The organism is Hymenobacter agri (assembly GCF_054778495.1).
Genome location: NZ_BAAGZM010000059.1, coordinates 1 through 13,404 on the forward strand (window position 1 = coordinate 1; position 13,404 = coordinate 13,404).

General features: G+C 60.7%; 12 protein-coding genes. 2 read left to right on the top strand and 10 right to left on the bottom strand.

Annotation, left to right across the window (positions count from 1 at the left end; translation table 11 throughout):
• The coding region (locus tag ACYVDE_RS05420; RefSeq protein ID WP_460500452.1) for a CinA family nicotinamide mononucleotide deamidase-related protein at nt 1-1,085 on the bottom strand (1,085 nt) is incomplete at its 3' end.
• A gap of 113 nt (nt 1,086-1,198) precedes the next feature.
• On the opposite strand from ACYVDE_RS05420, the gene ACYVDE_RS05425 reads away from it, so the two are divergent.
• On the top strand, nt 1,199-2,077 hold the full coding sequence (locus tag ACYVDE_RS05425) for a DUF4197 domain-containing protein (RefSeq protein ID WP_460500453.1): 879 nt from the start codon (nt 1,199-1,201) through the stop codon (nt 2,075-2,077).
• 169 nt (nt 2,078-2,246) lie between these two features.
• On the opposite strand, the gene ACYVDE_RS05430 is transcribed toward ACYVDE_RS05425, so the two are convergent.
• The 6 genes from ACYVDE_RS05430 to ACYVDE_RS05455 all read right to left on the bottom strand — a co-directional run bounded on the left by ACYVDE_RS05430 (nt 2,247) and on the right by ACYVDE_RS05455 (nt 8,357).
• Complete coding sequence (locus ACYVDE_RS05430) at nt 2,247-2,606, bottom strand: hypothetical protein (protein WP_460500455.1); 360 nt, start codon at nt 2,604-2,606, stop codon at nt 2,247-2,249.
• Between the two features lie 162 nt (nt 2,607-2,768).
• A complete protein-coding gene (locus ACYVDE_RS05435) occupies nt 2,769-3,401 on the bottom strand; it encodes an ABC transporter ATP-binding protein (protein WP_460500456.1) in 633 nt (210 codons plus the stop codon).
• Between the two features lie 154 nt (nt 3,402-3,555).
• On the bottom strand, nt 3,556-4,362 hold the full coding sequence (gene lpxA, locus ACYVDE_RS05440) for an acyl-ACP--UDP-N-acetylglucosamine O-acyltransferase (RefSeq protein WP_460500457.1): 807 nt from the start codon (nt 4,360-4,362) through the stop codon (nt 3,556-3,558).
• A 104-nt stretch (nt 4,363-4,466) separates the two neighbouring features.
• Entirely contained in the window at nt 4,467-5,861 is a 1,395-nt protein-coding gene (locus tag ACYVDE_RS05445) for a bifunctional UDP-3-O-[3-hydroxymyristoyl] N-acetylglucosamine deacetylase/3-hydroxyacyl-ACP dehydratase (RefSeq protein WP_460500458.1), read from the bottom strand.
• Between the two features lie 105 nt (nt 5,862-5,966).
• On the bottom strand, nt 5,967-7,007 hold the full coding sequence (lpxD, locus tag ACYVDE_RS05450; protein WP_460500459.1) for a UDP-3-O-(3-hydroxymyristoyl)glucosamine N-acyltransferase: 1,041 nt from the start codon (nt 7,005-7,007) through the stop codon (nt 5,967-5,969).
• 120 nt (nt 7,008-7,127) lie between these two features.
• On the bottom strand, nt 7,128-8,357 hold the full coding sequence (locus ACYVDE_RS05455; RefSeq protein ID WP_460500460.1) for an HD domain-containing protein: 1,230 nt from the start codon (nt 8,355-8,357) through the stop codon (nt 7,128-7,130).
• A gap of 250 nt (nt 8,358-8,607) precedes the next feature.
• Here ACYVDE_RS05455 and porX point away from each other — a divergent pair, with 250 nt between their 5' ends.
• Nucleotides 8,608-10,176: a T9SS response regulator signal transducer PorX gene (gene porX, locus ACYVDE_RS05460; protein ID WP_460500461.1), complete on the top strand. Its 1,569-nt coding sequence runs from the start codon at nt 8,608-8,610 to the stop codon at nt 10,174-10,176.
• A gap of 31 nt (nt 10,177-10,207) precedes the next feature.
• On the opposite strand, the gene ACYVDE_RS05465 is transcribed toward porX, so the two are convergent.
• From ACYVDE_RS05465 to ACYVDE_RS05475, 3 genes are all read right to left on the bottom strand, one after another.
• Nucleotides 10,208-10,648, bottom strand: coding sequence for a TonB-dependent receptor plug domain-containing protein (locus ACYVDE_RS05465; protein WP_460500462.1), 441 nt, complete (start codon nt 10,646-10,648; stop codon nt 10,208-10,210).
• 79 nt (nt 10,649-10,727) lie between these two features.
• Nucleotides 10,728-11,984: a pyridoxal phosphate-dependent aminotransferase gene (locus tag ACYVDE_RS05470; RefSeq protein WP_460500463.1), complete on the bottom strand. Its 1,257-nt coding sequence runs from the start codon at nt 11,982-11,984 to the stop codon at nt 10,728-10,730.
• 144 nt (nt 11,985-12,128) lie between these two features.
• On the bottom strand, nt 12,129-13,404 hold a 1,276-nt coding region (locus ACYVDE_RS05475; RefSeq protein ID WP_460500464.1), incomplete at its 5' end, for an outer membrane beta-barrel family protein.

Here is a 13,404-nt window from a genome sequence, read left to right on the forward strand (position 1 = left end):
CGGCGGGCGCCCTCGGCCATCTCGCGCACGGTGGCCTCGCTCACGGCACCGTGGGCGGCCAGGGTTTCGGTTTTCACGCCTAGCTCCTCCTGCTTGATGTCGTTGTGGTAGGCCACGATGCCGCCGCGGAAGTAGCCCGAGCTGCCCGGCACGCTGGTGAGGCGCTGGGCCACGAGGCCGCCGGTGCAGCTTTCGGCCGTACCGATGGTGAGGTTCTTGGCCTTCAACAGCTCACCGATGGCGGCTTCGAGGGTGGTTTCCGTTTCGGCGAAGATGTACTCGCCGATGCGCTCGCGCAGGGCGGGCAACAGAGCCAGCATGCGGCCGCGCAGGTCGGGTTGGCCGTCGGCGGTGCCGGTGAGGCGCAGGCGCACCGCCCCGAAGCTAGGCAGGTAGGCCAACTTGATGTTGGCGGGCAGGGCGTCTTCCCAATCCTCAATTTTCTTGGCCAGGAAGCTTTCGCCCAGGCCGGCGGTCATCACCACCACGTGTTCGATGGGGGCAATGTGAAACTGGCTTTGCAGGCGGGGCAGCACGTGGTCGGTCATCAGGCGCTTCATCTCGAAGGGCACGCCGGGCATGCTCACGAAGATGGTGCCTTGGTCGTCGAACCACATGCCCGGCGCGGTGCCCACGGCGTTGTGCAGCACCTCGCAGGTGGCCGGCACCAGGGCCTGCTGGCGGTTCACGTCGAGCATGGGGCGGTTGAAGCGCTGGAAGATTTCCTCCACGTGGCGCAGGGTGGGCTCGTGCAGCACCAGCTCGGTGCCGAAATAGCGGGCCAGCACATGCTTGGTGAGGTCATCTTTGGTGGGGCCGAGGCCGCCGGTGATGAGCACTACTTGCGCCCGCTGCCGGGCCTGGTCGAGGGCGGCCACAATCTCGTCGGCCCGGTCCGACACCGACGAAATCTGCCGCACGCGCAGGCCAATTTTGCCCAGCTCCTGGCCCATGAAGGCCGAATTAGTATCAATTACCTGCCCGTAAAGCAGTTCGTCGCCGATGGTCATAATCTCGACATCGGGCGGAGCAGGGGCGGCGCCGGGTTGAACGGGGAGGGTAGGCTGGGAGTCGGGCAGGGACATGAGTTTGACGAAAAAAATAGGTTTGGCCGCAAAATTGTCTTCAATTTGCGCAAGCGACGGTCCAAGGACAGCCATAGGGGCGTTCTGGTTTTCCCGCCGCCTCCGTTTATTCCATGTTCACGCGCATTGCCGGTCCTCTGCTGGTAGTTGGCCTGCTGGCCGCTGCTCCCGCCGCCCAGGCTCAAACCAAAGCCAAAACCACGACCAAGAAAACGACCACCACCAAAACCACCACCCAGACGGCCGCCCAGAAAGCCGCCGCTGCCAAGGCCGCCGCAGCTAAAGCAGCCGCCGACAAAGCCGCTGCCGCCAAGGCTGCTGCCGCCAAGGCTGCTGCCGATGCCAAAGCTGCTGCCGATGCCAAAGCCGCGCTGCCCCCGCTCACCGAAGCCCAGGCCAGCGCCGGCGTGAAGGAGGCCCTCAACAAAGGCATCATCAAGGCCGTGCAGTTTGCCTCCGAGCCCGACGGCTTCAACGGCAACGACGACATTCACATCCCCACGCCGCCCGACCTCGACCTGGTGAAAACCACCATCGGCCGCCTGCCCGGCATGAGCAAGGTGTTTGAAACGCTCGAAACCCAGCTCAACCGCGCCGCCGAAGCTGCCGCGCCCAAGGCCAAGGACATCTTCCTGAATGCGCTAGCCAACATGAGCTTTACCGATGCCCTGTCGCTCGTGACGAGCAGCGAAACCGACGCCGCCACGCAGTTTCTGCGCAAATCGACGCAGGCGCAGCTAATGGCTGCGTTCCACCCCGATATTGAAGCCGCCATCGACCAGGTGGGTGCCGGCCGGGCCTACGCTACCATCACCAATACCTACAACAAAATTCCGCTGCAGCAGCCCGTTACGCTCAGCTTGGCCGACTACACTACTCAGAAGGCGGTAGATGGCCTGTTCATCCTGTTGGCCAACGAGGAAGCCAAAATCCGCAAAAACCCCGCCGCCCGCACCTCCGATATCCTGAAGTCGGTATTCGGCCGGAAATAGGTTTCTTATTCGGTACTGAGTATTCGGTATTCAGACCAAAAAAAGGCCCCGCCTGGATTTTCCGGGTGGGGCCTTTTCAATCATGCTTGTCATTCCGCCGCAGGAGGAATCTGGGCAAAACTACCCGGGTATATTCCTCTGATTTATCCTGCGGCATAATGACCGCGGCTTAGAAATCGTCGTCGTCGTAGCTGCTGCCGCGGCGGCCACCGCGGCCACTGCTGTAGCCTTCGTCGTCCTCATCGTCGTCGCCGAAATCATCGTCGTCATCGTCGAGGCTGGTGAAGCCACCGCGGTCGGCGTTTTCGGCGCGCTCGGCTTCCACAAACTCTTCCTCGGTCATGTTGGCTAGGTCGAGGGCTTCGTCGTGCGAGGAGCCGGTGTCGGTCCACATCAGGTAGTCTGCGTACTTGGCCGAGAGGCGGTCTTCGGAATTGCCGAGGGCCGCGGCACCGCCTTTGGCAGCGTAAGAATCCAGGGTGTCGTCGTCGGCGAGTAAGTCGTCGTCCAGGTCGTCGTCATCAATCATGGCCGGGGCGGGGGATAAAGTTGGTGGAAGAAAATAAGTGCTTGATTTGGTCGCGAAGATACGGAAGGGGCCGATTTCGCGTTGTGCCACGGGTCGGGTTTCTCCAGAAAAAACAGCGTTGCGAATCAATGGGAGGCCATTCGGCCGGCCAGCGGCGGGCGGCTACTGCGGCCGGGTCACCTGAAAATCCGTCACCACCAGCTGCTCATCGCAAAACGCGTACTCGGCGGGCACGTTAGAGCTGAGCAGCAGCGTGCGGCCGGCGCGGGTGGCCTGCACGTGCTCCTGGTACCAGGCCACGCCGGTGGCGTCGAGGTTGGTGGTAGGCTCGTCGAGCAGCAGCAGCGGCGCCTCGGCGTACAGGGCCAGCCCCAGCTTCAGCCGCTGCTTCATGCCCGACGAAAACTCGCGAACCAGCCGCTGCCGGGCGCTACCCAGGTACATAATGTCGACCAGCTTCTCGGTGGTAATGCCCGCCCGCAGCGGCTTAAACTGGGTGTGGAAGCGCAGCAGTTCCAGCAGCGTCAACTCCTCCAAAAGCTCGAGGTAGGGGGCGGCATAGGCCAGGTGGCGGGGCACGTCTTCCACGGCCAGCGGCCGGCCGGCCAACTCGTACGTTAGCTTGCCTTCGGTGGGCAGCAGCTGGCCCGAAAAGGTGTTCAGCAGCGTGCTTTTGCCCGCGCCGTTGGGGCCGAGCACGGCCGTAGCGCTGCCCGGCCGGAATGTGCGCGTCAGCCCCCGGAAAATCCAGTCGCGCCGGTAGCGCTTGCCCAGGCCGGTGGCGTCAATCAGCAATTAACAGAGAGCAATGAACAATGAGCAATTATTAGCAGGCAGCTAGCAGCTGGCAAATGGGTGAGGCTGTGATTCCGACGCAGGAGGAATCTGGAGGGAAATGGCAGGAGCAAATACTCAGATGCCTCCTGCGTCGGAATGACAATCCGGCCCGTTAGTCCAGCTCGGCTTCGCCCGCCTTGTCGCGCTTGGGGCCTTTGATGATGCCGCGCGTGGCGGCGCGGATGAAATCCAGCGCGTGGTCGCGTTCCGGCGAGGGCGCGATTTCGGCCTCAATGCGTGCAATGGCGTCCTGGGTGTTCATACCGCCCAGAAACAGCAGGCGGTACAGGTTGTGCAGATTGGTTACCTGCTCCTCGCTGAAGCCACGGCGGCGCAGGCCCACCGAGTTCACGCCGGCGTAGGTGAGGGGTTCGCGGGCCGCTTTCACGAAAGGCGGAATGTCCTTGCGCACCAGCGAGCCGCCGCCCAGGAAAGCGTGCGCCCCAATACTCACGAACTGATGAATGGCCGAGGTGCCGCCCAGAATGGCCCAGTCGCCCACCGTCACGTGCCCGGCAATCTGCACCGAGTTCGAAATCACGCAATGATTGCCGATGATGCAGTCGTGCGCCACGTGCACGTAGGCTTGCAGCAGGCAATGGCTGCCCACCACGGTGCGGCCACGGTCCACGGTACCACGGTTCACGGTCACGCACTCGCGCAGCACGGTATAGTCGCCAATTTCGGCCGTGGTGTGCTCGCCGGCAAACTTCAAATCCTGCGGCACCGCGCCAATCACCGCGCCCGGAAATACCTGGCAGTGTGCGCCCAGGCGCGTACCGCTCATAATGGTCACGTTCGGCCCAATCCAACTACCCTCGCCGATTTCGACGTCCGCCGCAATGGTCGTAAACGGTTCAACGGTGACGTTCGCCGCAAGGCGGGCTTCGGGATGAATATGAGCGAGGGGAGAAATCATTCTTTGTAAGCTGTTAGCTAGTAGCGGTTAGCTGTTAGCCTTTTCAAGGTTAAACTACGGTTGCGAGAAGCTAACAGCCAACAGCTATTAGCTAACAGCTAACCTTAAGCGTCTTTGCGGACGATGGCGGCGCTCATCTCGGCTTCGCACACCACTTTGCCGTTTACGAAGGCTTGGCCGCGCATCTTGGCAATGCCGCGCTTGATGGGGGCCAGCAGCTGGCAGCTGTACACGATGGTGTCGCCGGGCAGCACCTTCTTGCGGAAGCGGGCATTTTCGATGCCCAGGAAGTATTGCCAGTAGTTTTCGGGGTCGGGCACAGTGTTCATCACCAGAATGCCGCCGGTCTGGGCCAGGCCCTCAATCTGCAGCACGCCAGGCATCACTGGGTTGCCGGGGAAGTGGCCCTGGAAGAACGGCTCGTTAATCGTCACGTTTTTCACGGCCGTCACCACCTGGTCGTCGAGGTGAATGACCTTGTCAATCATCACGAACGGGTAGCGGTGGGGCAGCACCTGCATGATGCGGTTGATGTCCATCACCGGTTCGCGGTTCAGGTCGTACACCGGCACGGGGTTGCTGCGCGCCTCCAGCATCTTTTTCTTGATTTTCTTGGCGAAGGCCACGTTAGCCGCGTGCCCGGGGCGGGCGGCCAGAATCTGGCCTTTCAGCGGGCGGCCCACCAGGGCAAGGTCGCCCACGAGGTCGAGCAGCTTGTGGCGGGCGGGCTCGTTCTTGTGGCGCAGGTCCACGTTGTTGAGGATGCCTTCCTTCTTCACCGACACGCGCGGCTTGCCCAGCATTTTGGCCAGTTCGGTCAGCTCGTCGTCGCTCACCACGCGGTCGACCACCACGATGGCATTGCTCAGGTCGCCGCCGCGAATGAGGTTGTTTTTGTAGAGCATTTCCAGCTCGTGCAAAAAGCAGAACGTGCGCGACGAGGCAATTTCGTCGCTGAACTGGTTGATGTCGGCCAGGGTGGCGTGCTGCGAGCCCAGCACCGGCGAATTATAGTCCACCATCACCGTGAGGCGATAGTCGGTGAGGGGCAGGGCGGCAATTTCCACGCCGCGCGCATTATCCACGTACCGAATGCTTTCCGGAATCTCGTAGTAGTTGCGCAGCGCGTTCTGCTCCTCGAAGCCCACCGTGTTCAGGGCCTTGATGAACTCGGCCGACGAGCCATCCATGATGGGCGGCTCGGGCCCGCTGAGCTGAATCAGCACGTTGTCGAGCTGCAGGCCCACGAGGGCGGCCAGCGTGTGCTCCACGGTGTTCACGCGGGCGCCGTTCTGCTCGATGGTGGTACCGCGGCTCAGGTCGACCACATTGTCAACGTCGGCATCCACAATAGGCTGGCCGGGCATGTCGACGCGCTGAAACTTGTAGCCGTGGCCCACGGGAGCGGGGCAAAACGTCATGGTGGCCTCTACGCCGGTGTGCAGGCCAACGCCGCGCACCGTCACGGGCGCCTTAATGGTGTGTTGCTTGTCGTTCATTTAATTAGCTGTTAGCCATTAGCTTTTAGCTGTTGGCTTCACATTAACTCGTTGAGATGCTAACAGCTAAAGGCTAATAGCTAACAGCTCAATCCGAATGCAAAGCTAGGGCTTTTCCGCTGCGCTTTTCGCCTTCTCCAGCGTAGCCACGCGCTGTTCGAGCTCGGGCAGGCGGCGGAATACGATTTGGGCGCGTTGGTTCTGCTTGAAGTCGAAGGCCGTGGAGCCTTGCAGGATGGTGCCTTCCTGCTTCACGTTTTTGCCAATGCCCGACTGGGCCGTGACGGTCGTTTTGTTGGCCAGCGACACGTGGCCGGCCATGCCCACCTGGCCCGCCAGCACGCACTGGTCGCCGATTTTGGCCGAGCCGGCAATGCCCGTCTGCGCCGCAATCACCGTGTTTTGACCAATCTCCACGTTGTGGGCCAGCTGCACGAGGTTATCGATTTTGCTGCCCCGGCCCACGCGCGTCGAGCCCATGGTGGCGCAGTCGATGGTGGCATTGGCCCCGATGCTCACGTAGTCGTCGAGCACCACGTTGCCGATTTGCGGGATGGCTTTGTAGCTGCCATCGGGCTGCGGTGCGAAGCCGAAACCATCGGAGCCTACCACCGCGCCGGCCTTGATGACGCAGAATTTGCCAATCACCGTGTCGGGGTAGATTTTGGCCCCGGCGTGGATAATGCTGCCCTCGCCGATGCGCACCCGGTCGCCGATGTAAGCATGCGGAAAAATCTGCACGTTGTCGCCCAGCTCGCACTGCTCGCCGATATAGGAAAACGCGCCGCGGTAGTGGCCGGCACCAATAGTCGCGCTCTCCGCTATAAACGAAGGCTGCTCGACGCCGCGCTTGCCCGTGCGGGTGGCCTGGGCGTAAAATTCGAGCAGCTGGCTGAAGGCAGTGTAGGGGTTTTCGACGCGAATGAGCGCGGGGCGTACTGCTTGGCGCAGGGCCTGGTCGCGGCCCACAATCACGGCCGTGGCGCCGGTTTCGTAGAGAAACGGCTCGTATTTGGCGTTCGACAAAAAGGTGAGCGAGCCGGCCTGGGCTTCTTCAATTTTGGCGAGGCTGGAGATGCGCTGGGTGGCATCGCCCTCCACGGTGCCGCCGAGAACGTCGGCTACTTGCTGAACGGTAAATTCCATAGGCGGCAAAAATAGTGCTTGGTGCTTAGTGCGTGGTGCCTGGCAGCAAGTTAAAGCGTCGCATCACCGAATGAGTTGCTGGAAGCCAAGCACCACGCACCAAAAACCAAGCACCAAAACTTACACAATTTCCTTTGGGTAGCAGATGTAGAACTTCTCAACGCGCTGGCTCAGCGCCTTGATGTTGGGCAGGTCGGAGGCTTCCATCACGTTCACCACGTCGCCGAGCTTGGTGAGGATTTCGATGGGCTCCTGGCTTTTAGCGTTGTAGGCGCTGTTGCTCAGGCGGCCCGAAATCATCAACAGTGCCGCTTCCTCCATCGGCAGGTTGAATTTCTCGGCGATGAGCTCCTGAATACCCAGCTTGAAATCATCATCGAAGGGCTGGGGGGCCAGCACTATCTTGAGCAGGTTGCGGTGCAGAATGCTCTTGGCCAGGTAGCTCAGCACCACGTCGCGGTGCCCGGCCCAGGCCTTGATGGCCGACCAGATGTCGTAATCATCCAGCTCGACGAAATGGCTGAGGATTTTCTCGTCCTTCTCGAACTCGTCCAGACTTACCGCCCGGCCCAGAAAATAGCCCAGGCAGCTGTTGGCGGGCACTTCCACGCCCTGGCGGGCCAGGTCGCGGGCCCGTTGCACCACCCGAATCACCATCTGCTCGGCGGAGGTGACGGTTTTGTGCAGGTACACCTGCCAGTACATCAGGCGGCGGCTCACCAGAAAGTTTTCGACCGAGTACACGGCTTTCTCTTCGAGCACCAGCCGCTCGTCGTGCACGCGCAGCATTTTGATGAGACGGTCGGCGCCGGGGCGGCCTTCCTCCACGCCGGTGTAAAAGGAGTCGCGGTTGAGGTAGTCGAGGCGGTCCATGTCGAGCTGGCTGCTCACCAGCTGATGGAAAAATGGCCGCACGTAGGTGCCCTTGAAGATAGCAATGGCCAAATCGAGCTTGCCGTGGAACTCCTTATTCAGGCGCTCCATCAGGAAAAGCGAGAGCTGCTCGTGCGGCACGTCCTGGAAAATGGCGGTTTCGAGGGCGTGGGAGAGGGGGCCGTGGCCCACGTCGTGCAGCAGAATGGCCGCCAGCGCGGCCTCGCCCTCGGCCGCCGAAATCTTCACGCCCTTGTCCTTGAGCGTGCGCAAGGCCAGCGACATCAGGTGCATGGCCCCCAGCGCGTGGTGGAAGCGCGTGTGCAACGCCCCCGGATACACAAACCCCGTGAGCCCGAGCTGCTGAATGCGCCGCAGCCGCTGGAAATAGCGGTGCTCGATGAGGTCGAACAGGAACTCCGTCGGGATGGTGACGAAGCCGTAGACGGGGTCGTTGAAGATTTTTTTCTTGTTCACTGGATGAAGTAGGGCGCCGGGGGCAAAAAGGGGAAATCGGGAGCGGGGCAGTAGAAAACGGCAACATTTGCCGCCGCCGTCCGTCAATAGCTGAACGCGAAGCTACGGCCTGCCATTCCGGCAAATGCAACTTTGCACGGCCGAGCCGGCTTCTTTACCCTCGCGGACTTCCCGCAGTTTTCACCTCGGGGTGCGAATATTGGTCGTTTAACCACGACGCCACGTCCCCAAGACCCTAAGTTCCTAATCTATGCAACAAACCACCATCCTCTGGGCCGACGACGAAATCGACCTGCTCAAGCCGCACCTGCTATTCCTCAAGGAAAAAGGCTACGATGTGACGCCCGTGAACAGCGGCGCCGACGCCATCGAGGAAATCCAGGAAAAGACCTACGACCTCGTGTTTCTCGATGAGAACATGCCCGGCCTTACCGGCTTGCAGACGCTCACCGAAATTAAGGCCATCCGGCCCACCGTGCCCGTGGTGATGATTACCAAGAGCGAGGAGGAGCACATCATGGAGTCGGCCATCGGCGCTAAAATCGCCGATTACCTGATTAAGCCGGTGAACCCGAGCCAGATTCTGCTGTCGGTAAAGAAGGTGCTGGATAACAAGCGCCTCGTGAGCGAAGCCACCAACTCGGGCTACCAGCGCGATTTCCGCCAGCTCGGCATGCAGCTGTCCGACCGTCTCTCGCCCGCCGAGTGGGCCGACGTATACAAGAAGCTGGTGTACTGGGAGCTCGAAATCAACGAAACCGAGGGCAAGAGCATGGCCGAGGTCTTCAACATGCAAAAGGACGAGGCCAACACCTACTTCGGCCGCTTCATCACGGAAAGCTATGAGGACTGGGTGAATGGCGACGACAAGGACGCGCCCCTGATGTCGCACCAGCTCTTCAAGGAGCGCGTGTTCCCCACCCTGAAGGCCACCGGCGACACGCCCGTGTACTTCGTGCTGATTGACAACCTGCGCTACGACCAGTGGAAGGTACTGGAGCCCATCATCACCGAGCTGTTCACCGTGGATAGCGAGGAAATGTACTACGCCATTCTGCCCACCACCACGGCCTACGCCCGCAACGCCATTTTCTCGGGCATGATGCCTTCGGACATTCAGAAGAAGTACCCCAACCTGTGGGTGAACGACGACGACGACGAGGGCAAAAACCTGCACGAGGCTGAGTTCATGGAAATCAACTTCCAGAAGAACAACCAGAAGGTGAAGCACAGCTATAACAAGGTGACCAACCTGCAGGCTGGCAAGGATTTGCTGGGCAAAATGAGCAACCTGCACAACAACTACAAGTGCAACGTCATCGTCTACAACTTCGTCGACATGCTTTCGCACGCCCGCACCGATATGGCCATGATTCGGGAGCTGGCCGCCGACGAGTCGGCCTACCGCAGCATCACCCGCTCGTGGTTCCTGCACTCGCCGCTGTACGAGATGCTGCAAACCATTGCCGAGAAAAAGGGCAAGCTCATCATCACCACCGACCACGGCACCATTCGCTGCAAGCGCCCCTATAAGATTGTGGGCGACCGCAACACCAACACCAACCTGCGCTACAAACACGGCAAAAACCTGGGCTTCGAAGACTCGCGCGACGTGTACGTGGTGCGCAAGCCGGAAAGCATTTTCCTGCCCCGCGAGAACGTGAGCACGGCGTACGTCTTCACGATTGGCGACTATTTCTTCGCCTACCCGAACAACTACAACTACTACGTGAACTACTATAAGGACACGTTCCAGCACGGCGGCATCTCGCTGGAGGAATGCATCATTCCGTATGTGACGCTGACGGCCAAGGGGTAGTTTGAAACCACTATTTAAGAAAAAGGTCATCTCACTTGAGATGACCTTTTTTGTTTTTTGAGTTGGCCCGCTTAGTTGTGATAATTAACACGCCATTTTCGCCGCTGCTGCCATACACTGAAATTGCCTGTTCGCCTTTTACAACAATGATATTTTCTATATCGTTAGGATTTAGCTTTTGGAGCTTCCTGTCTGCAATTGCCCTTCCGTCTAAAATAATCAAAGGGCTATTTCTGCTTTTTTGAGTTTGTGGCGCACAAACTATACCATTGCGTTGGTTGAACTCACCATAGGCATTCGTTGGAGGTGGCGTTGCGTTGTTAGCTGATGTAGCTTCAGGCCTGATGGGTATTCTATTGCTGAAATCCAGCGGGACTATTTTGGCAGGAATAGGAGCTACGGTCTGTGCTCTTGCAGTAAATGGCAGTGCAATTGCCAATACAAAAAGGTGCCTGAAGTGTTTGTAAGACATATTTAACAGGAAAGGGTGCATCACATTTAAGTGATGCACCCTTTCCTTTTTATACACACCTGCTAATTAAGTGGTTCATTTACTTCAGCTTATCCAGCGCCGCCCGCAGTCGCGGCAGCGCCGCCTGAATCGACTCCACCGTCTCAGCGCCCACCGAGGCGCGGAACCACGGCTCGGTAGTCGGCGTGCCGAAGGCCGAGAAGGGCACCAGCGCCACCTTAGCCTCCGAGATGAGGTAGGAGGTGAGTTCGGCGGTGGTGGTGAGCACGGTGCCGTCGGGGGCGGTGCGGCCCAGCACGTCGATTTTGATGGTGAGGTAGATAGCCCCGGCCGGCGCTACAGCATCGACGGGGTAGCCGGCCGCCTGCAGCTCTTTCATCCCGTTAAACAGGCCATCGAGCGAGCGTTCCAGCTTGGTTTTCATGCCGCCCAGAAACTCATCAACTTCGGCGGCCTGGGGCAGGAAGTGGGCGTTGGCCACCTGCTCGGCTTTGGGGGCCCAGGCGCCCACGTGGCCAAGAATGGATTTCATCTGGTTGATAATGGCGGGTGGGCCGAAGGCATAGCCCACGCGCACGCCGGTGGCGGCGAAGCACTTCGACGTACCGTCGATGTAGACAACGTAGTCGCGCAGCTCGGGGCGCAGGCTCACCGGGTCGAAGTGCTGGGTGTTGCCGAAGGTGAGCAGCCAGTAAATCTGGTCGTAGAGGATGTAGAGCGGCTTTTCATCGGGGCCGCGGCGCTTGTTCTCGGCAATTACCAGGTCGCAGATTTCCTCCAGGCCTTCTTTGGTGAACACCGTGCCCGTGGGGTTCAGCGGCGAGCACAGGGCCAGCAGGGTGGCGCCGGTCACGTGCGGGGCCAGGTCGGCCGCGGTGGGCATGAAATTGTTGTCGGGGCTGGTGGGCACGGCCACGGGCGTGGCATCCACGAGGTGGCAGTAGTGGTTGTTGTTCCAGCTGGGCAGCGGGAAGATGACGCGGTCGCCGGCATCCACAATGGCGCGGTAGGTGGCGTAGATGAGCGGGCGCGAGCCGCCGGCAATCAGAATGTCGTCGGGGCCGTAGCTCAGGCCCTGGCGCTCTTGCAGAAATTTCGATACCGACTGGCGCAGCTCGCCCATGCCGGCGGCCGGCGGATAGTTGGTGAGGCCGGCCTTATAGGCATCGATGATGCCGGCGGTAAGGCCGGCCGGAATCGGGAAAATCTTCGGGTCGAAGTCGCCGATGGTGAGGTTGCAGATATTAGCCCCCTGGCGCACCTGCTCGCTTACCTGATTGCCAATTCGGATGATTTCGGAGCCGCGCAGTCCGGCGGCCATTTTAGATACTTGCATACGCTAACTGCCCCGGCGGAATGGCCACCACGGCGCACGAAGGTAGTTGACGCCTGGCTTAATGAGGAATGAAAAATGAGGAAAAAAGCAGTGTTGATAGCGTAGCCGTACTTGATTCGCGCTCCATTCATGCGTCCCAGCGCATCATAGCCCCCCGGCGCGGCGCAGCTCATCTTCAGCGCCGGCGGTGCGCTTGCGGGCGGCTACAACTTTGCTATTGCCAAACCGGTACGCAAACGCCGCTGTCACAACTCGCGTGTCCTGCCGGCTGTAGAACGTCTCGACAAAATTGTTGTAGGTCGACGTGGTGCGGATGGGCGTGGTGTAGAGCACGTCGGCCGCGTTCAGCGTGAGCGTGCCGCGCTGCTGCAAACAGCTTTTTTTCAAGCCCATTGCCAGCTGTCCGCGCGGCCGGATGTACTCAAACCCGTACTGCTCGCCCGATTCGTACACGCTGCTCAGGTCGGCGGTCCAGCCGCCGGGCAGCGTGAAGCTGCCGTTCAGGGTCAGGGTACAGGCCGCGCGGCCCCGGTCGAGCGTGGTATTGGCCAGGCTGCCCAGGTAGCGGGCGTAGTAAAACACGCCGTTGGCGTAGAGGCTGCACCATTTGGCCAGGTCGAGCGGGGCCGTGAGGGTGAGGCTGTAGTAATGCTCGGTGCGCAGGTTCACATCCTGGTTCACCACCAGCCGGCCTCCGTCGGGCGAGGGCTGCACCACGTTCACAATGGGCAGCGAAGTGCGCGCGTAGGCCAGCGCGGTCACGAATTTCTGGCGGTACGTGTGGCTGATTTCGGCGTTGTAGCTGGTTTGGGCCACCAGGTTGCGGTTGCCGGCCTGGTACGAAGTGGCGTCGAGGTAGGTGCGCAGCGGGTTCAGCTGCCGGTAGGTGGGCCGGTCGATGCGCCGGGCCAGGGCCAGACTCAGGCTGTGCCGTGGGTTCAGCCGGTGCTGCACGGTGGCCGAGGGGAACAGCTGCACGTAGTGCCGCTCGCGCAGCGAGTCGGCAAAGGCGGCGCGGGTGTTGGTTTGTTCGGCCCGCAGGCCCAGCTGCAGGCTGGTAGGCCCGGGCCCACTGCGGTAGCTCAGGTAGGCTGCATTCACGTTCTCATCGTAGCGAAACGCATTAGAAATATCAGCATTGTAGGTGCGGACACCGTTTTCAGTATTCACGAACACTACGTTGTTGTCGGAGCGCACCCGGGTTGCTTTCAGGCCGGCTTCGAGGCGCGCGCGGCGGGGCAGCGGCCGGCCGTAATCAACTTTGAAGGCGGCAATGCTGAGGTCGCTCAGCTGGTCGCCGTCGAGCAGCGCGGGCGCCTCGGCTGGCAAGTCAAAAAAGGTGCTCACCGTGAGGCGGCGCGTGGTGCGGTAGCGGGCGTAGTCGGCATCGGCCGCAATGGTGGCGGCCGCGGCTGAGTCG